This window comes from Amycolatopsis australiensis (assembly GCF_900119165.1).
Classification (GTDB): domain Bacteria; phylum Actinomycetota; class Actinomycetes; order Mycobacteriales; family Pseudonocardiaceae; genus Amycolatopsis; species Amycolatopsis australiensis.
On record NZ_FPJG01000006.1, the window covers coordinates 4866973 to 4884969 of the forward strand.

16 protein-coding genes and 1 pseudogene are annotated in these 17997 nt (G+C 70.2%); 11 read left to right on the forward strand and 6 right to left on the reverse strand.

The annotated features are described in order from the left end of the window. Positions 1–50 precede the first annotated feature (50 nt). The 4 genes and pseudogenes from BT341_RS24060 to BT341_RS46680 form a co-directional block, all read right to left on the reverse strand. Positions 51–791: pseudogene (locus BT341_RS24060) on the reverse strand (DDE-type integrase/transposase/recombinase). A 355-nt stretch (positions 792–1146) separates the two neighbouring features. Further along, positions 1147–4119, reverse strand: a complete 2973-nt coding sequence (locus BT341_RS24065) for a PDZ domain-containing protein (protein WP_084742983.1) — start codon at positions 4117–4119, stop codon at positions 1147–1149. A gap of 1259 nt (positions 4120–5378) precedes the next feature. After that, positions 5379–5822 carry a Rossmann-fold NAD(P)-binding domain-containing protein gene (locus BT341_RS46675; RefSeq protein ID WP_245805086.1) on the reverse strand — a complete coding sequence of 148 codons (444 nt, stop codon included), beginning with the start codon at positions 5820–5822 and terminating at the stop codon, positions 5379–5381. A 14-nt stretch (positions 5823–5836) separates the two neighbouring features. Further along, positions 5837–6151: a Rossmann-fold NAD(P)-binding domain-containing protein gene (locus BT341_RS46680; RefSeq protein ID WP_245805087.1), complete on the reverse strand. Its 315-nt coding sequence runs from the start codon at positions 6149–6151 to the stop codon at positions 5837–5839. A gap of 64 nt (positions 6152–6215) precedes the next feature. On the opposite strand from BT341_RS46680, the gene BT341_RS46685 reads away from it, so the two are divergent. The 4 genes from BT341_RS46685 to BT341_RS45470 all read left to right on the forward strand — a co-directional run bounded on the left by BT341_RS46685 (position 6216) and on the right by BT341_RS45470 (position 7635). Further along, complete coding sequence (locus BT341_RS46685; protein WP_245805088.1) at positions 6216–6479, forward strand: hypothetical protein; 264 nt, start codon at positions 6216–6218, stop codon at positions 6477–6479. Between the two features lie 127 nt (positions 6480–6606). Further along, positions 6607–7035: a DUF5994 family protein gene (locus BT341_RS24075; protein WP_072478432.1), complete on the forward strand. Its 429-nt coding sequence runs from the start codon at positions 6607–6609 to the stop codon at positions 7033–7035. Between the two features lie 241 nt (positions 7036–7276). Further along, entirely contained in the window at positions 7277–7480 is a 204-nt protein-coding gene (locus BT341_RS45980) for an RGCVC family protein (RefSeq protein ID WP_072478433.1), read from the forward strand. Beyond that, positions 7477–7635: a DUF6307 family protein gene (locus tag BT341_RS45470; protein WP_177328887.1), complete on the forward strand. Its 159-nt coding sequence runs from the start codon at positions 7477–7479 to the stop codon at positions 7633–7635. Before BT341_RS45980 ends, BT341_RS45470 begins: the two co-directional genes overlap by 4 nt. A 387-nt stretch (positions 7636–8022) precedes the next feature. On the opposite strand, the gene BT341_RS24090 is transcribed toward BT341_RS45470, so the two are convergent. Then, positions 8023–8226 carry a hypothetical protein gene (locus BT341_RS24090; protein WP_072478434.1) on the reverse strand — a complete coding sequence of 68 codons (204 nt, stop codon included), beginning with the start codon at positions 8224–8226 and terminating at the stop codon, positions 8023–8025. A 777-nt stretch (positions 8227–9003) separates the two neighbouring features. On the opposite strand from BT341_RS24090, the gene BT341_RS24095 reads away from it, so the two are divergent. The 6 genes from BT341_RS24095 to BT341_RS24120 all read left to right on the forward strand — a co-directional run bounded on the left by BT341_RS24095 (position 9004) and on the right by BT341_RS24120 (position 16115). Beyond that, on the forward strand, positions 9004–9810 hold the full coding sequence (locus BT341_RS24095) for an alpha/beta fold hydrolase (RefSeq protein ID WP_072478435.1): 807 nt from the start codon (positions 9004–9006) through the stop codon (positions 9808–9810). Positions 9811–9890: 80 nt separating this feature from the next. Beyond that, entirely contained in the window at positions 9891–11381 is a 1491-nt protein-coding gene (locus BT341_RS24100; RefSeq protein WP_177328888.1) for an ABC transporter substrate-binding protein, read from the forward strand. After that, positions 11378–12391, forward strand: coding sequence for an ABC transporter permease (locus BT341_RS24105; RefSeq protein ID WP_072478437.1), 1014 nt, complete (start codon positions 11378–11380; stop codon positions 12389–12391). The genes BT341_RS24100 and BT341_RS24105 overlap by 4 nt, the downstream gene beginning before the upstream one ends. Next, entirely contained in the window at positions 12378–14045 is a 1668-nt protein-coding gene (locus tag BT341_RS24110) for a dipeptide/oligopeptide/nickel ABC transporter permease/ATP-binding protein (RefSeq protein WP_072478438.1), read from the forward strand. Before BT341_RS24105 ends, BT341_RS24110 begins: the two co-directional genes overlap by 14 nt. After that, positions 14038–14874 carry an ABC transporter ATP-binding protein gene (locus tag BT341_RS24115; RefSeq protein ID WP_072478439.1) on the forward strand — a complete coding sequence of 279 codons (837 nt, stop codon included), beginning with the start codon at positions 14038–14040 and terminating at the stop codon, positions 14872–14874. The genes BT341_RS24110 and BT341_RS24115 overlap by 8 nt, the downstream gene beginning before the upstream one ends. Then, positions 14871–16115: a metal-dependent hydrolase family protein gene (locus tag BT341_RS24120; protein WP_072478440.1), complete on the forward strand. Its 1245-nt coding sequence runs from the start codon at positions 14871–14873 to the stop codon at positions 16113–16115. The genes BT341_RS24115 and BT341_RS24120 overlap by 4 nt, the downstream gene beginning before the upstream one ends. 198 nt (positions 16116–16313) lie before the next feature. Here BT341_RS24120 and BT341_RS44465 read toward each other — a convergent pair whose 3' ends face one another. Beyond that, a complete protein-coding gene (locus tag BT341_RS44465; protein ID WP_143168629.1) occupies positions 16314–16559 on the reverse strand; it encodes a hypothetical protein in 246 nt (81 codons plus the stop codon). 990 nt (positions 16560–17549) lie between these two features. Here BT341_RS44465 and BT341_RS45475 point away from each other — a divergent pair. Next, the gene (locus tag BT341_RS45475; protein WP_177328889.1) at positions 17550–17789 is read left to right on the forward strand and encodes a hypothetical protein; all 240 of its coding nucleotides are present in this window, start codon (positions 17550–17552) and stop codon (positions 17787–17789) included. The last annotated feature ends 208 nt before the right edge of the window (positions 17790–17997 follow it).

Sequence of the window (17997 nt, forward strand, 5' to 3'; positions counted from 1 at the left end):
CGACGCAGGATCCGCCGCACCTTCCACGTCCGCACGTCACCGCCGGCCCTCTAGTTGTACTGGCCTGTGAGGTCGGGGACGCGGCTGGCCGGTGGGTGGCCCGCGTGTGCGGTGTCGCCGCGGTGGTGGTTGTAGGTGTGCAGCCAGTGTGGCAGGGCTTGGCGTCGTTGGGTTTCGGTGCGGTCGAGCTGGGCGTAGGCCCTTTCCTTCAGCAGGTGCGGTTGAACCGCTCCACCTTGCCATTGGTCTGCGGGCGGTAGGGCCGGGTGCGTTTCGGGTCGATCGCCGCGTCGCGCAGCGTGTCGCGCCACAGACGTGAGCGGTAGCAGGCGCCGTTGTCGGTCAGCACTGTTCGGACAGTGATGCCGCAGCCGGCGAAGAATGCCTGGCTCGGGGCCAGAACGCGACCGCGGTCCCCGGGTCTCATCGGCCAGGATTTCGGTGTAGGCCAGGCGGGAGTGATCGTCCACGGCGTTGTGCGGGTAGGCATAGCCGTGGCCACGTTGACCGCTGTTGCGGCGCCCGGCGGCGTGCACCGTGGAGAGGCTCAGGCCGAGCAGGTAGGCGGTCCGCGTCGGTCCCCACCGGCCGGGACTGGGTGCGCGGCGGCTGGACCGGGCGGCCAATTCGGGTTCGCCGAGGTCGCGGTTGCGGCCGGCCCATCGGGCGGCGGCGCAGACCGACATCTGGAACGGTTCCGCGGCCCGTCGTAGCGGCCGGCCGTCCTCGACGACGCAGCGGGCCAGGCGGAGTCTGCCAGTCGGGGTGAGGGGTGCGTTAGCGTGGGTCACGAGGGCCTCGAGGACAGCCGGTGCGGATGCCGCAATCCACACCGAACCCGGAGGCCCTCCCGCACACCACCATCATCCGATCACGTGTCACCACGATCGCGACCTGCCCGGGCAGAAGGGCTCCAGACCGGCGCGGCACATCCGGAACGGTCGACGCCCTGGCCCTCAGTGCGGACGGCCGGACCTGGCCGCCGGGGCATGCACGGCGCGTTGCGGCTGTTCAGCGTTCGCCGCCGCGCTTGGCGAGGGGCCGCCGAAGACTGGACCAGCTGCGCAGCGGTGGGCCGCTTACGTGATCTGGGAACGGAAAGTGCCGTGCGCCGGCGAGCGCACGGCACTTTCCGGAACGGGCCGGTCAGGGATGCGTCCGGAACGCGTCCACGATCAGGTAGCTGCCGTTCTTCATCGTGCCGGTGATGGTGTGCACGCCGGGCTGGAGGCCGGAGATGCTCGCTACCGTCGACTGGTAGATCCGTTCCGGCGTCACGAAGCTGATCGTGTGGTATGCCGCGCCGTCGAGGGTCAGGTCGACGTCTCCTTCGTCGGTGTTGGTTTCGGAGATGATGTCGATGCCGGTGCCGTAGAAGGTGAGGCTCCACGAGTCGCCGATGTTCTGGGTGGCCCAGATGTCGTCGAGGTAGGACCCGCCACCGCCGGCCGCGGCGCCGCGCCAGATCCAGCCGGTCGGCGGGTTTCCGGTGTTGGTGTAGACGACGCCGGAGGTGTCGTTGAGCTGCTCGGCTTCCTTGGTCTTGGCCAGGTGCAGCGTCACGTCGGCTTGGCCGCGGCGCACGGCCAGCGTGATCGGGGCGCCCGGGGCCAGTTTGTTGTAGGCGAACCAGAACGTGTTGCGGTCGTCGGTGACTTCCGTTCCGTTGATCGCGGTGATGTCGTCACCGGAGACCAGGCCGTTCTGGGCGGCGTAGCTGGCCTGCGGCACGGTCGGCAGGTACAGGCCGTACGGCTTGGTCAGGCCCAGCGACGACTGCACGGCGAGCGACGGGATGTTGGTCGCGGTGGCGCCCATCAGCATTTCCGGCTGGACGATCAGCCCGTTGCCGGGTGTGCCGCCGGAACCGGGGCCGTACGGGAAGACTGCCTTGGGCGGCAGCGCCGCGCCGCGGGCGCCGAAGCCGGTCATCGGGAAGCCCTGGTAGCCGAGGCCGGCGGCGGGGGAGTCGGCGGCGACCGTGAAGTCGTAGCTGCCGAGCGGGTCGGCGGCGGTGAACTTGGGGTCGGCGACGAGCGAATGGGTGTCCATGCCGGCCCGGACCCACGCCGACTGCCCGTTGATCCTGGCACCGTCGGCGGAGAGCGCTTCGTTGCCGCTGCCGTCGGGGTTGACGTACACCGGGTAGCCGCTGTTCCAGAACAAGTTCTTGTCGATGCCGTACTTGGCGGTGGCCGGGTTGTTCAGGACGTTGTTGTACGCCTGCGGTCCGAGGGTGATGTTGTGCTCGATCACGTCGCCGCAGTCGGAGTGGCTGACCTGCTCGTACACCGAGCCGTCCACCAGCAGGTTGTTGCGCACGGTGCGGTCGTAGCCGTCGCGCAGCTTGATGCCGCCCTTGAGGATCAGGTTGTCCAGCAAGCGGAAGTTCGACGAGCCGTCGTCCAGGTCGATCGCCCAGTCGCCGCCGTGCCAGAACCGGTTGTGCCGGATGGTGATCGGGGTGACGACGTCGAGCTTCATCATCTTCTCGGCTTGCGCGTCGGTCAGCGCGGTGCCGGTGGACCCGTCGAAACTCGTGCCGGGGGCGAGGCTGTTGTTGCCGGAGGAGGCCCAGAACCGGCCCCGGCCCCAGACGTTGATCGAGCCGTTGTCGCCGGTTTCCTCGACGCAGTCGAAGAGGTCGTTGTTCTTGATGTCGTGCCCGCCCCAGGTGCCGTCCTCGATGTTGAGGCAGGCGCGCGGGCTGTCGGAGATGGTGTTGCCGTCCACCGTCACGTCGGCGCTCATCGAGATGTTGACGCCGGAGGACTGCTTTTCGAAGCGGCCCATGTCCTTCATGACGTTGTTCCGCACGAGGATGTCGCGGGGATAGTCATCGGTCTTCGGACCGGCCGCGGTGTCGGTGACGGCGACGTTCTCGAAGTAGTTGCCGGAGTAGTCGCGCACCGCGCCGGGCGAGCCGACGATCTGGACGTCGGAGGCGCCATCGGCGTCGAACCTGTTGTCGCTGACGGTGTCCTGCCGGTTGTAGCCGTCCAGGAAGACGCCGTTGCCGCCGAGCTGGTCGAAGAACGAGCCGGAGACGGACACGTCCGCCGCGTTCTTCAGCCGCACCGCGCCCTTGCGGACCACGGACCAGTCGCCCTTGGCGATGCTTTCGAAGGTGCTGTCGAACAGCGTGCGGTGCGTCTGGGTGAAGTGCAGGCCGCGGATCGCGATGTCGTGGACCGGGTCAGTCGCCGAATTTCCGGTCAGGGTGAGCAGCTGGTCCTGCTCGGCGGTTTCCACGGTCGCGGCGGAAAGATCGGTGCCGTCCGGCGGGTAGTAGAGCAGCTCGCCGGTCTTGCGGTCGTAGAACCACTCGCCGGGTGCGTCCAGTTCCTCCTTGACGTTTTCGGCCATCGCCGGCCCGACCCGGCCGGGCCCGTCGCCCTTGGCCAGCCCGCAGTCCTGGGGCCGGTTGTTGTCGCCGACGTAGTGCAGGTCGAGCCCGTCGCCGGTGCGTCCGCTGACCGTGAACGAGACCGAGCCCCAATCGCCGCAGTGCATCGCGCGGACCAGCGCGGTCGACGGGACGGACCACTTGGCGGATTCCTCGTTCAGGCGGGCCAGCGAGGTCGAGCCCTGGAGCCGGGCGGCGTTCGGGTCGTAGTTCGGATAGCGGGCCAGGATCTGGCGCTGCCCATTGACGAACAGGCCGTCGAAGTCCAGCCCGGACGGGACGGTCGCGGTCATGACCTTGCTGCCGGGCGCGGAGGGCTGCCACTTCGGTCGCAGCGCCCGGCCTCCGCTGATCGTCACCGGCGCCGAGCTGGCGGGCTCCCAGGTGACGGTGTGGCCGTCGCGGCCGGAGTCCTGCGGGCCGAACGCCAGCGGCGTGTCGAGGTAGTAGGTGCCGCCGGCCAGCTTCACGACGATGTCGCGGTTCTTGCCGACGCCGGTGCCGAGGAGGTGCCGGACCCGCTGCTGTGCCTGAGGAAGCGAACAAGGCTGCGGCTGAGAGCACGGGTTGCCGGGCGGCGCGTCCGCGCCCGGAGCGGCGTACACCGCCATCGGCGGCGGTCCGCTCGCCACGGCGGGTGGGGCGACAGCGAGTGTCCCTCCCAGCACGGCGACAGCTGACACGACGATGCACCGAAGGCGGCGGTTCGGCATCAGGTCCTCCTTGACCAGGCATCCACAGACGTCCCCAACACATCCAGGACATCCGATGTCTGGGGAGACTATGCAGGAGGCGGGAACGGTCGTCAAGGAGCGTCGCGAGAGCGCTCCAGCGGCTCTCTGTGAGGGCTGATGTGCAAAAATAGAAACGTGACCGTGCTGCACGGGTTAGCTCTCGACCGCTGGGCGTGGCCGCTTCGCGCGGCAGCGGAGGCCCCCGGTACATCCGATCTATTCGCGTTCGACGGTGCGAGCGCCCCGAGAATCGGCGGCTGGAGCCGGACTCGTAGGCCGCACGGACCAAGCCCCGCGCAGCGGCGGTGAACCCGCGCAATGCCGTCTGAACCTGACCGCGCCAGTTCCGCCAAGCAACTCACCTGGCGGCCCGCCGGGTGACGGGGCCGCCGGGCCGCGGAAGTCGGCTCTCGCTTGAGGCATCCTGCCGGGTCCGGCCGTCGCGGAATCTGGGGAAGGTCACCCGCGAGGAGCTGGCGCTGTCGCTCGCCGACCGTTCTCCGGCGGCCACGGACTTCGCCACGCGGTACCGACGGCGTCGGCGCGGCCAAGGCATTCATCCGCGAGCTACAGCCACATCGCTGAGCTGCGACACCACCTCACCGACTTCCTGAACCGCAGCCGGTCCGACGATCCCGTCTAGCCACCGGATGGGTACGCAGGCCTGGCAGAAGAGGGCGCTGGCGCCGATTCGGCCTGACGGGTGGACCGCGCTCGTCACGGGGCGGCACTCGGCAGCGGAGCGCCGAATGGGCCTCAGGTCACGATCGGCGAACTCGCGCGCTCCGGCCGTCCGAGCACGGCAAGCGCATCCTCGGGGAGGCCGCGGATGAGGAGGCGCCAGCTGGTGAGGTGCTGGTCGGACAGGACGGTTCGTGGCCGGCGTGGTCTTCGTGGTCGCGGAGGTAGTCGTTGGTGAAGGGCAGCCACCTCCCGGCACCTCGTGAATCATGCCGCAGTCGGCGATCCGGTGCGAGGTGGCAGTTGATCGTGTTCCGGGCGATCACGGCAGGAAAAGCTGGTTTCACTTGCTGTCGTTCCGGGGCTGCTGGTGGGACCCACGGCGTGCCGACGCGCGGGTACCGGATGCGGGCGCGGAAGCACCCCTGACGACCCGGAGTGCCGGCTGTTCGCCGCCCTGCACGTCGTCGACGGGAAGATCGCCGAGCTCACCGGATTCGACGCCACCGGCGTCTCCTCGGAGCTGTCGGCATCCGGGCCGTGTCGCCGCGGGCCGCTCACCGGCGGTGGTGCGGGTATTCCGGTGAGCGGTGCTGGAAGGACAGGATCGCGGGGTTCCGGATCACGCCGTCACGGATCTCGACGGCGCGCCGGAGGGTCTCGTGTTCGTCCCATGTGGAGTGTCCGGAAAGGACTGCCCGTAAGTGGGGGAGCAGGGCTTCGCTGATTTCCCAGGTTGCCGAGTTCCACAGGTAGGACGGGCTGTGGTCGACGGCGTAGTAGGTGATGCCGTTGCCGAGGGGGAAGATCGGCCGGGTGAACGTGGTGGGCCGGGCCCAGCTGAAGCCCATGCCTTCGTCGCAGGAGACGTCGACGATGAGGCTGCCGGGGGTGAACGCGGCGAGGTCGTCTTCGATCAGGAAGGTCAGTGGCGCGTCGGTGTCCTGCAGCACGCAGCTGACGACGATGTCGTGCGTGGCGAGGAACCCGGCCAGCGGCACCCGGCCATGCTCGGTCAGGGCGTGGCGCTGAGCCCGCGAGCGGTGAGCACGTCGACGTCGTGGATCCCGTGGGCGTTCAGCGCGGTCACCGAGCCGCGCGCGGTCGCGCCGAAGCCGATCACCACCGCGCGCAGCCGGCGGCCGTAGTCGCCGGTCGACCCGTTCAGCTGCAGCGCGTGCAGCACCGAGCAGTAGCCGGCCAGCTCGTTGTTCTTGTGGAACACGTGCAGGCCGAACGAGCCGTCACGCCGCCAGTGGTTCATCGCCTCGAAGGCGATCACGGTCAGCCGCCGGTCGATGGCCAGCTGGGTCAGCTCGGTGTCCTGCACGCAGTGCGGCCAGCCCCACAGCACCTGACCGGGCCGCAGCTCGGCAACGTCCTCCCGCAGGGGCTTGGCCAGCAGGACGACGTCGCACTCGGCGATGATCTGCGCGCGTGCGCAGTCCCGCGACGGCGCCAGCCAGCCGCTCGTCGGGCACGCCGAAGGGTTCGCCGTAGCCGTGTTCGAGGTAGATCGTTTCGCGGAGATCGGCGTCGATCCGGTCGAAGTCGTGCGGGTGGACCGGCAGCCGCCGTTCGTTCTCTTTGCGGGAACGCCCGATGACGCCGAGGCTGAGCTGGTGCACGGTGGCCCCTTTGCTAGAACCCCGTTCTGACACACCCGGTGCGGTCGTCGTGTACGCTGGGCAATGTCCGAGAGCATTTCGTGCGCGAGTAGTCAAGCCTGCGCCGTCCTCGGCCCCAATCCGGCCGGTAGCCCCAGCCGGGGACGGGAGCGCCGACATGCCGTCGGTCCCGAGCACCACCCCATCCACCCCATCCACCGCACCTCGCCTGCGGCTGAAACCGGCCGGGCCCGCAACCGGCAACGCCGACGGAGCGTGGTGGCCCCGCACCCGTGACTTGTCCGCCGAGCTGCCCGCGCTGCTCGCGGCGATGACCGCCCGCCTGGGGCGGATCGACCGGGTCACCTACCACCTCGCGGACTGGCCGGTACCGGCCCGGCGGCTCACCGTCGACGACGGCGCGGTCCGGCTCGAAGGCTTCCGGTCCCAGCAGGGCGGGACCCTGACGGTGGTCGGCTGGGACCGGCACCGGCTGACCCTGCTGGTCGTCGCGCCGGACACCGATTCCGACGTCGCGCAACACGCCCTCACCGCCGCCGCGGTGCCCGAATCCGCCACGGGCGGCGACGTACCGCTTCGCGCCTGATTCACGCCGTCCACGGACGGCACCGGAAAGGACCTCCGATGATCACTTCCACATTGGGCACTTCGTTGTTCAGCCATCCCGAAGCCGGGCAACCACGGCCCGGAGCACTCGCCACGCCGCAGGACGCCCGGTACGGGAGCTTGTTCCTGCCGCCGGTGTACACCCCGGCACCGTCGTCCGACATCGCCCGGACAGCGACGCCGTCGTCGCACCAGCGGACCAGGCGACAGACTTCGCCGTCATGACCAGGACCGAGGTGAAGCCCCGCACCGTCGACACGGGAACGAGCGGCACGGCCGGAATCGCCTGCGCGGCTTGCCCGCACGGCCAGGACTCCCATGACGTGATCGCACGCCGCTACTGCACGGCCGCTGTGGCGGGTGGCTTCCACCGCGGATGCGTTTGCGTCGGCGGGAACGGCGAACCGATGGAGGACAGATCATGACCACGGATGCCGCCTTTGTCTCCCGGTACGACGTGCGGGTCAAGCAGGTGCGGGACGTCCTGAAGGACAACACGGAATTGCCCGACGACGCCTGCCAGGCGCACGCGGTGCGGCTCCTGCACACCATGGACGCCATTCCCGAACGAATGCGGTGAACAAGCTCGGGACTGCCTGACGCCGGGGGACCGTTACCGGTCGGTGCCTGCATCACTGCGACACCGACCGGCTGACAGTGTTCCCCGGAGTCCGTCACTTGTGGACGGATCAATCGGCGACCATCGGGGCTGGGCGGGTCTTCCGGCCGCTTTGGCCGGTATCCGGGATGCTCTTCGGCCGGCAGGTCGACGGCGTGGCCGTCATGGAACACGTCGGAGGCCGGCTCGCGCGCGAGGCGGACCAGCTCACCTGCGCTGCGTCGGCTGGCCTGGATGTCGCGGCCGGCGGCAGCTACCGGAAGTTCGCCGTGCTCGCCGACACCGAGACGCTCGGCCTGCTGCACCATGAGCCGCGCCTGGCGCGTCCGATGTGGACGGTCCTGGTGCTCACCCGCCTGGCGGGCCGGAACGCGGGAGCGGTGGTGGCTCCGCGATGCCGTCGGCCGGTTCGAGGCCGAGAACGGCGAGCAGCAAGGCGCAGTCCTCGGCGTCGTTCGCCGCCGATGCCACCACGCGGGCACCGTGGTAGCGCTGGTCGCGCGTGAGGTCGAAGCCGGTCTCGGGCAGTGGTGGTGCCGTGGGGCGCCTCATCGGCGCGGGCGTCGGGAAGTCGCGGTGGTCATCGGTCCTCCGCCGGTATCGGCTGCTTCCGGTGGCACCGCCGGGGGGCGGGACGCACGTCTGCTGCTGACGCGGCGTCAGCGCAGCCGGACTTTCCATGGTAGCGCCAACGGCGGCGGAGTGGGTCGATCACGGTGGACGGAGACGAACGGGGGCACCGCGTCGGTGACCAGCTTCATCCCCTCCCGTGCGTGGGTCGCGGCCGTATGTCCCTTCGTCGTCTCGGACAACTCGGGGCGGTACATGAGCCGGACGTATGCGGTGTGCTCGCGGGAGAACCTCACCCGTCGGCACTGCCGCCACCACGCCGGTGGTGCCAGCCTGTCAGCCGGACTTGACCGGCTCTCAGAGTCGTGCGGCGGAGCGTCGTACGGCCGATTACCGTCGGGAGCTAGACCGGCGGCGTCCCGGCGACCTTTCCGGAAGCACGTGGACGCCGTCGAGCGCGGCCAGGCGACCGGCGCGTGCCCGGGCGACCACGCGCGGCACCGCCGACGCTGGCGCTGCTGGCCGAGCACGAACATTCGGAGCCCGAGCTGATCCTCGCCGGCCCGGAACGAGCAGTGACCATCACCACCCGGAAAGATCCGGGTCCAGCTGAGATCGTCGTCCGTTGCTGCGCGTTTCCGGTCCCCACCGTCGTGAAACGGTCTGGTGGCGCGGTTCGGTAGGCGGACCGCGGGCGTGGCTCGACCGGCGGTGAGGGCGAACACTCCCGGCACGTCCTCCGACCACGCAGGGAGCCGCATGACGACGGTGGAATATGGCTACGCCACGGTGCCCGGCGGGCCGGTGCGCTACACGGAGCAGGGCACCGGCCCGGCCGTGCTGCTGCACCAGACCCCGCGCTCGCCCGACGAATTCGGCGAACTCCGGCCGTTGCTGGCCGTGGACCACCGGGTGATCGCCTTCGACACGCCGGGGTTCGGCAACAGCACGCCGCTACCCGGTCCGCAGCACATCGGGGACTACGCCCGGGGCGTGCTCGCGGCGCTCGACACGCTCGGGGTGGATCGCGCGGCCGTGGTCGGTCACCACACCGGCGGCGTGGTGGCGGTCGAGCTGGCGGCCGCGGCGCCCGACCGTGTCACGGCCGTGGTCCTGTCGTCCAGGCCGTGGGCGGCCGCGGGCTACCCTGCGTCGCACGTGGATGGTCCGGGTGTCGACGACGCCGCTCGTGACCCGGGTGGCGGCCATCGGTTCGCGTGGTGGGAGCAGCGGCGCCCGTACTACCCGAAAGCGGCGACTGGCCTGCTCGCCCGGTTCGTCCCGGACGCCTTGGCCCCTGGTGTCGATCCGCGTGGAGGTCACCTGGCGTGCGCGCGGTACGAGAGGGAACAGCGGATCGGGCAGGTGCGTGCACCCGTTCTGCTCCTCGGCGCGGGAGCCGACCCGTTCGCTTTGCCGGCTCTGGAGCGTCTGGGGCGAAATCTGGTCTCGGCAGCCGCTGTTGAGCGGGCCGTCATCGACGGTGGCGCGGTCGCGCTCATGGAGGACAAGGCCGATGAGGTCGCGGCCGTGGTGCTGCCGTTCCTGCGCGGGTTCGTCCGATGAACCCGGGCAGGTCGGCGCGCCGTCGGAGTCCCGCGGTCGCGGTCGCCGTGCTGCTTTGCACCGCCGCGGCCGGGTGCGGGGTGGCCACGGGTTCCCCGGACACGCTCTACATGTCCCTGAACACCGATCCCGCGACCTTCGACCCGGCCCTGGCCAAGGGCGGCGACGACTACACCGTGGCCCGCATGCTGTTCGACACCCTGGTGCGCAAGGACCAGGGCAACTCCCTGGCACCCGGCATCGCGTCTCGCTGGACGGCCGAAGACGCGGCGCACTACACCTTCACGATCCGGCCGGGACTGTCCTGTTCGGACGGCAGCCCGATCACTCCCTCGGTGGTCGCGGCGTCGCTGAACCGGTTCGTCGCCCCGAAGACCGGCTCGACCGCCCGGACGCTCGCGCTCGGCACGGCGAAGGCGACGTTCACCGCCGACGACGGCACACACACGGTGCGCGCCACCCTGACCAAGCCGTGGGCCGACTTCCTGACCGGGTTGTCCCTGCCGCAAGCGGGGATCGTCTGCCCGGCCGGGCTGGCCGACCTCCCGGGCCTCACCGCGGGCTCGGTGGCGGGCGCGTTTTCCGGCCCGTACACCTTGACGTCGTCCCAGCCCGCCGTGAGCTATGACCTGACGCTGCGCGCGGACTACACGGCGTGGCCGCGATTCAAGAGACCGCTGGAGGGGCGTCCCGCCCGCCACGTCACCTTCACCCCGATCGGCAACTATTCCACCATCGCCACCCAGTTGCTGGCCGGTGGCCTGGACGTGGGCACCATCGGCGACGAAAGCGCCAACCGCTTCGACGGCAACACCGCCTTCACCGCGTCCACCGCCGACAACATCACCACCTACCTGACGTTCAACGAGCGGCCGGGCACGGCCTTCGCCGGCCGGCAGGACCTGCGCGTCGCTGTCGGCCAGGCACTCGACGCGACGATTTTCAGCGACGTGATCAGCGGCCGGCGCGGCAGCACGACGAAATCCGTCGGCGCCGCGAAAGTGCTGTGCGCCAACACCGACGCGTCCTTGCTGGTCAAGCCCGACCTCGCGGCCGCTCGCCGGAAACTCAGCGGTCTGCACCTCACCGTCGCGGGCACGAACCTGCTCCAGGGCGGCAACGACTACGTCGCCGAGGCCCTGCGCAACGCCGGGGCGGTGGTCACGCTCGCGTCGGTCGACAACGCCACCTGGAGCACGATGACCGCCGGCGGTACCAGCTGGGACATCAACGTCCAAGCCGACAACAACCTGATGGGCACGCTGACCTCGTCGCTGCTGCGCGTCATGGGCCCGGTGACCGAAAAGGGCGGCCGCAACAAGACCGGTGACGTCGACGACGGGGGATACGCGGATCTCACCGGCGCGATGAGCCAGGTCGACCGCGTCGCGCAGTGCAGCAGGCTCCAGTCCGCCCAGGCGTCGTTCCTGCGGCGGGTCGACGCGATCCCGCTGGCCACGCTGCCCTCGACGACCTTCGCCGTCCGCGGCGTCAGCGTCCGGCAGTTCGACGACTACCTCGACCCCGCCACTCTCCGCATCACCGCCCAGCCGGAAGGCCGCTCATCATGACCGTTGCTCTCGATCGGCCGGCCCGCGCGGCCGGAGCCGGCTCGATCTGGCCGAAGTTCGCGTTGCGGCGGATGGCCGGCCTCGCCGCCATCTTCCTCGCGCTGCTCGTCGTCTCGTTCCTGATCGTGCAGCTGATCCCCGGCGACCCGGCCACGGCACTGGCGGGCGCCGACGCGGGACCGCAGGAGATCGCCCTGGTGCGTCATCAGCTCGGGCTGGACCAGCCGCTGTGGCACCAGTTCGCGAGCTACACCGGCAACGTTCTTTCCGGGCACTTGGGCACGTCGTTCATGTACCGGCAGCCGGTGGCGACCATCGTCTTCAACCGGCTGCCCTTCACCGCCACGATCGCGCTGACCGGCATCGTCGTGGTCCTGCTCGTCGCGATTCCGCTCGGCATGCTGATCGGGGTGCTGACCCGCGGCGGCCGCCGCAGGGGGCTGGACACGACCTTCGGGATGACCACCGGGTTCCTCGACTCGGTCCCGGGCTACATCATGGCGTCGTTCCTGGTCGTCGTGTTCGCCCGGGGGATCGGCCTGGTCCACCTGTTCCCGCCCGCGTACACCCCACGCTACGGCGTGAGCTCGTTCGTCCTGCCCGTCGCGGCGATCGTGCTCGGGCCGATCTGCACGGTCGCCCGTGTGGTGCGCCGTGAGACGGCCGTCGTCCTCGAAACCGACTACATGCGCACCGCTCGCGGGTGGCGGCTGCCCGCGCTGCGGCGACACCTCCGCTGGGCGCTGCCGAACCTGCTCACGACCACACTCACCCTGAGCGGCCTGGTGCTGACCGGCATGATCGGCGGCGCGATGATCATCGAGTCCGTCTTCGCGCTGCCGGGCCTCGGCAGCGGCATCATCAAGGCGATCCTCGACCGCGACTACCCGGTCATCCAGGGCATGGTGCTCGTCATCGGCATGATCACCGCGCTGGTCAACCTCCTGGTCGACGTCGTGCTCGGCCTCATCGACCGCCGCACCCTCGGAGGTTCGCATGTCGCGGTGTGAGCGCAACCGCACTGCGCAAGCGGGGCTGGCGATCGGCCTGATCCTGCTCGCCCTGGTCCTCGTGGTCGCCGTCGCCGCTCCGGTTCTGTTCTCCGCCCAGGCCGACGTCCTGGGGCCGCGATTCGCGTCGCCGTCCGGCGAGCACCTGCTCGGGACGGACGCAGCCGGGCACGACGTGTTGCTGCGCAGCCTGGTCGCCGCCCGGCTCACGGTGCTCATGACCGCCGCGGCCACGGCCGTCGCGGTCGTGCTCGGAGTCTTCGCGGGCACCGGCGTCTGGCTCCTGCGGCCACGCGGCCGGGAGCTGAGCCTGCGGGTGATCGACGCGATGGTCGCCTTCCCCGGGCTGCTGCTGGCCCTGGTCGTGGCCGCCGTGCTGGGCGCGGGCGCCGGCTCGGCGGTGGTGGCGATCGGCGTCGCCGGTATCCCGTACTTCGCGCGTCTGACGGCGAACCTGGCCGCGCGCATCTCCCAGCAGGAGTACGTGTCCACCGCCCGGCTGCTCGGGGTCGGCCCGCTGCGCGTCGCCGTGCGGCACATGCTGCCCAACATGGCCGAGCCCCTGCTGGTACTGGCCGCGTCCACGTTCGCCACCACGCTCACTGCCATCTCGGCCCTGTCCTTCGTCGGCCTGGGTGTCCAGGCACCGGCCTACGACTGGGGGAAGCTGCTCAACGAGGCCCTGCCGTCGTTGCTGGCGGGCCGGCCGGCCCAGCTGGCCGGTCCCGCCGTGCTCATCGTGCTGGCCGGGCTGGGCGCGGTGCTGATCGGCGACGGGCTGGCAGCCCGGGCCAACCCCCGCGCCGCGGCGTCACGGGCCCGCGCGAGCGCTTCGGCCGCAGCGGCGGCACCGGCGGGCGACTTCCTCGTCGAGGTCCGGGACCTGCGGATCAGCGCCGGTGACCGGGAGTTGGTGAAAGGCATCTCCTTCGACGTCCGCGACGGCGAGGTCGTCGGGATCGTCGGGGAAAGCGGATCGGGCAAGACGCTGACCGCGATGGCGCTCGCGCAGTTGCTCCCGGACGGGCTCTCGGCGAAGGCCGCGCGGCTGTCCTTGGCCGATCTCGACCTGGCGGTCCCGGTCGCGCCGGCCCGCATGGCCGAGGCGGTGAGCCTCGTCTACCAGGACCCGGGATCGACGTTCAACCCCGCTTTGCGGATGGGCACCCAGCTCACCGAGGTGCTGCGGGTGCACCGGCGAACGGGGGCGCGCGCCGCCCGGGAGCGGATCATCGACGCCCTCCGCGCGGTCCGGCTCACCGAGCCCGAACGCCGGATGCGGCAGCACCCGCACGAACTCTCGGGCGGGATGCGGCAGCGGGCGATGATCGCGACGTCGCTGGCGACGCAGCCGCGGCTGCTGATCGCCGACGAGCCCACGACCGCCCTGGACGTCACCGTCCAAGCGGAAATCCTGCGTGAGCTCCGTCGACTGAACCGCCGCGAGGGGATGGCGATCCTCGTGATCTCCCACGACATCGGCGTCGTCCGCGCACTGTGCGACCGCGTCGTGGTGATGTACCACGGCGAGGTCGTGGAGGAGGTCGCCGCCGCCGATCTGACGGTCGACGGGGTCGGGCAGCCGTACACCAAGGCGTTGCTCGAAGCGACTCCCGAACTCGACCATCCGGTGAAGGAGCCTGTCCATGACTGACGAGCAGTGCGCGGTCCGGATCCGTGACCTCGAAGTGAGCTACGGATCGGGGACCGCGGCGGCCCGCATCCTGCACGGCGTCTCGCTCGACGTCGCGGCCGGCCACACCGTCGGCATCGTCGGGGAGTCCGGCTCGGGCAAGTCCACCCTGGCCCGGACGGTGGTGGGCTCGCTGCGGCCGACGGCGGGCAGCGTGCACATCCGTGGCGTCGACGTGCACGCCGTCCGTGGTACGCGGCGGAAGGTGCTGCGCCGCGCGGTCCAGCTGATCCCGCAGGATCCCTATTCTTCGCTGGATCCGCGCCGGACGATCGGCGAGGCACTCGCCGAGGCGCTCGACCCACGCCGCGCGAACGTCAAGCGCCACCGCGACGACATCGCGCACTGGCTGGAGACCGTCAGCTTGCCCGCGGAGACGATGGCGAAGTACCCGCACGAATGTTCAGGCGGCCAGCGGCAGCGGGTGGCGATCGCGCGCGGGCTGATGCTGCGGCCCGAGGTGGTGATCGCCGACGAGATCACCAGTGCACTCGACGTCTCCGTCCAGGCCGGGATCCTCGACCTGATCGCCCGCCTGCGCGCCGAGCTCGGGCTGACCATGCTGTTCATCTCGCACAACCTCGCCGTCGTGCGGCAGGTGAGTGACGAAGTGGTCGTGCTCTACCACGGCGAAGTCGTGGAACAGGGACCGGCCGCGCAGCTCTACGCCGCGCCGTCGCACGCCTACACGCGCAAACTGCTGGACTCGGTGCCGGGCGCGCCCGGCTTCGACATCGAACCACTGGACATCGAGGCGGGGACCGACCTCGCGGAACGGAGTGCGCGATGACGCGGACCGTCTTCACCGGAGCGACCCTCATCGACGGCGGTTCGGACGCCGCGGTGCCGGACGCGGCGGTCGTGGTCGAGGACGGCGTGTTCACCTACGCCGGCCCGGCGGCGGCCCGCCCGTCCGTTCCGGACGAGCGGGTCGTCGACCTGAGTGGCCGCACCGTGCTGCCGGGCTTCTTCGACTGCCACGTCCACTTCCTGATGGACAGCAACGCCGACTTCCGCGGCAAGATGCTCACCAACCGGCCGGTCGTCAACGTCTTCGAGCGGGCCCGGCGCATGCGCGACACGCTGCACGCGGGGGTGACGACCGCCCGGGATCTCGGCGGAATCGAGGCAGGCTACCGGGACGCGGTGGAGCAGGGACTCATCGACGGCCCTCGGCTGCACGTCGCGCTGCGGTTGATGAGCCACACCGGAGGGCACGCCGACTTCCGGCTGCCGAGCGGGTTCGACCCGTCGCGATTGCTGGGGCCGTTCAGCGAGATCGTGGACAACCCGGACGAGGTGCGCGCCGCTGCGCGCAGGCTGATGGCCGAAGGCGCGGACGTGATCAAGGTGTGCGCGACCGGCGGGGTCAACAGCCCGAGCGACCAGCCGGAAGACGAGGGCCTGACCGTCGAGGAAATCGCGGCGATCGCCGACGAGGTCCGGCGGCACCGCGGGCGGCCGATCGCGGCTCACGCCCAAGGCGCGCAGGGGATCAAGAACGCCCTTCGCGGCGGCGTGACGAGCATCGAACACGGCTACCTGATCGACGACGAAGGTATCGATCTGATGCTCGAGCGAGGGGCTTACCTGGTCCCGACGCTTTCCACGTTCGACATTGACCCGGCGGCGTACACGCCTGCCGCATACGCCAAGAAACAGCGGCTCGCCGAAACGGCGATGGCCCGGTTGAGCGAGGCAGTGCGCCGCGGCGTCAAGGTGGCGCTCGGCACGGACTCGGGAGTCGGCCCGCACGGCCGGAACCTCCGGGAGCTCGCGCACCTGGTCAAGCTCGGGATGTCGCCGTCGGAGGCGATCCGCGCCGGCACGGTCAACGCCGCCGGGCTGCTGGGCGTCGAGGACCGGCTGGGCAGCATCTCCGCCGGGAAGATCGCGGACTTCGTGGTGTGCGAGGGCGATCCGCTCGCGGACATCGAGGTCCTCGGAGATCCGCGCGCCGTCTCCTTGGTCGTGCAGGGCGGTGCGGTGAAGAAGGGGTCGCTGGAGCAGTTCGGTTTCGCGGTCCGCTGACTGAACCTCGGCGTTGGATGACATCGCCGTGGCCTGCGGGCGGCAGCACTCGCCAGCGGCACGACATCGTCCGCCGTGGCGCCGAGTCTGATGCGGTAGTGCCGGAGCAGGTACCTCTGCCGGACGTGGAAGATCATTAAGTTCGCCTCCCGAGATCACTGGCGGTGCGTGGCCGAGCCGAGCGATCGTCGCCGGCAGTTATAAGCCGGGGATCCTGCGAACAAAGCGCCCCGCGACGGCCAGTTGTCCCACCTGGCAGGAGGAGTAGTGTTCGGGCGACGCACCGGGCCGTTGTCGGTGTTCACCGTGATGCCTGGCCAGGCGTGCGGGCAGGTACGACATCGCCGCGCCGATGGGGTCCGCGGTGCACTCGACCTTGGACAGCAGCGTGACGTTGCGTTCCTTGTCCGGGTGATCGGGGTAGGTGACCGGCCACTGCTGCAAAAGCTCCCATTGTCAGTGCACGGCGACCCGACCGCGATGACAGGGCGGCCACCCCTGCTTCGGGCGTACCGGGCGACCGATGCCGGCGGAGCCGTCACCGCCGACGAGTAGCCGACCGGATCCGCGCCCAGCTCGGCGGCGGCCGACCGCTCCAGGACCTCCCGCGCGGCCGGGAAGTCCCGCGGCCCGTCTTGCGTGGCCGGTATGGCACGGACATCGTCGTAAAGCAGTTACCTCGGGTTCGACGCCGCCGACCGACACCTGACCGCCGCCACCACCAGTCCAGACCCAGCCCTGGTCGCGACAATCGGCTACACCCGCGACGCGACCAACCGGCTGTGCGCCGCGACGCATCCGCCGGAGATCACCAAACCACTGCGCTCTATGGCTACCGCGGCGGCGGCGACGTCGCCGCGGTAGCCCACGACGCAGACAAACGACTGCTCACCCGCAGCCTGTCCTTGCCCGGCGGCGTCCTGCTGACCCTGACCTACTCCGGCGGGACCGCGCCAGCGAATACGACCACCCCACCATCCGTGGCGACATGCTGCTGACGACCGATAGCACCGGCAAGCAGGCCGGACAGGTGTTCGCCCATGACCCGTACGGCGAGCCGCTGCGCATCGACGGGACGCCGGACACGAACTCCGTCCCTGACAACCAACCTGGCAAGCTCGACTACGGTTGGCTCGGCCAACACCAACGTCCCTACGAGCGCGCTGGCGGCTTGTCGCTGGTGGAAATGGGAGCCCGACATACAGCTCGAGCCTCGGCCGGTTCTTCTCGGTCGACCCCGTTGATGGCGGGACTCCAACGACTACATCTATCCCCAAGACCCGATCAACCAGAGCGACCTCAGCGGGGCCTGCTTCTGGGACGCATGCATCGCTGAAGGCATCGGCACTTTCGAACTGGGTCTGGCGATCGTCGCAGTGCCGGCGCCATCCGCCACAAATCAGTATTCCGACGCCCCAGGCAGTCCCGGGATCGATGTGGCTGGTGATCGTGATCAACCCCCTGATCGCGGTCCTCGTCGCCCTCGCCGCAACCCTCCTGATCAGGCGTCCGTGGGCCCGCGGCCTCGCGGTATCCATGGAGGTGGTGGGCGCCGTGAGCGTGCTGATCAGCGTCCTCACGGGCTACCCCCAAGCCGTGATCGCGATCCTGCCGGCCATCGGCGTGATCGTGCTGGTGACCTCCTGCACTCACCGCCCCACCCGCGCCGCGTGAGGAGATCGGCTCCATGAAAGATCATGCCGTGTCCCGGTTCCGCCTGGTCACTCTCGCGAGCGCCGTCGTCCTGCTTCTCGCCCCCGGAACTCTGTCGTCCCGATCGTCCCCCGCAGCGCGAACGGCCCGGCCCGACGGACGGTCGGAGAATAGCCCCGGTTTCCGGGGCCGACCGCGTCATCTGCACGTGAAGCTGCGAAGCGCCTTG

Coding starts and splice junctions, on each gene's coding strand:
- BT341_RS24075 (WP_072478432.1), top strand. CDS start 6,607: ATGCCGTCGGTCCCGAGCACCACCCCATCCACCCCATCCACCGCACCT.
- BT341_RS45470 (WP_177328887.1), top strand. CDS start 7,477: ATGACCACGGATGCCGCCTTTGTCTCCCGGTACGACGTGCGGGTCAAG.
- BT341_RS24105 (WP_072478437.1), top strand. CDS start 11,378: ATGACCGTTGCTCTCGATCGGCCGGCCCGCGCGGCCGGAGCCGGCTCG.
- BT341_RS24065 (WP_084742983.1), bottom strand. CDS start 4,119: ATGCCGAACCGCCGCCTTCGGTGCATCGTCGTGTCAGCTGTCGCCGTG.
- BT341_RS24110 (WP_072478438.1), top strand. CDS start 12,378: ATGTCGCGGTGTGAGCGCAACCGCACTGCGCAAGCGGGGCTGGCGATC.
- BT341_RS45980 (WP_072478433.1), top strand. CDS start 7,277: ATGACCAGGACCGAGGTGAAGCCCCGCACCGTCGACACGGGAACGAGC.
- BT341_RS45475 (WP_177328889.1), top strand. CDS start 17,550: ATGTGGCTGGTGATCGTGATCAACCCCCTGATCGCGGTCCTCGTCGCC.
- BT341_RS24095 (WP_072478435.1), top strand. CDS start 9,004: ATGACGACGGTGGAATATGGCTACGCCACGGTGCCCGGCGGGCCGGTG.
- BT341_RS24090 (WP_072478434.1), bottom strand. CDS start 8,226: ATGAGGCGCCCCACGGCACCACCACTGCCCGAGACCGGCTTCGACCTC.
- BT341_RS24120 (WP_072478440.1), top strand. CDS start 14,871: ATGACGCGGACCGTCTTCACCGGAGCGACCCTCATCGACGGCGGTTCG.
- BT341_RS24115 (WP_072478439.1), top strand. CDS start 14,038: ATGACTGACGAGCAGTGCGCGGTCCGGATCCGTGACCTCGAAGTGAGC.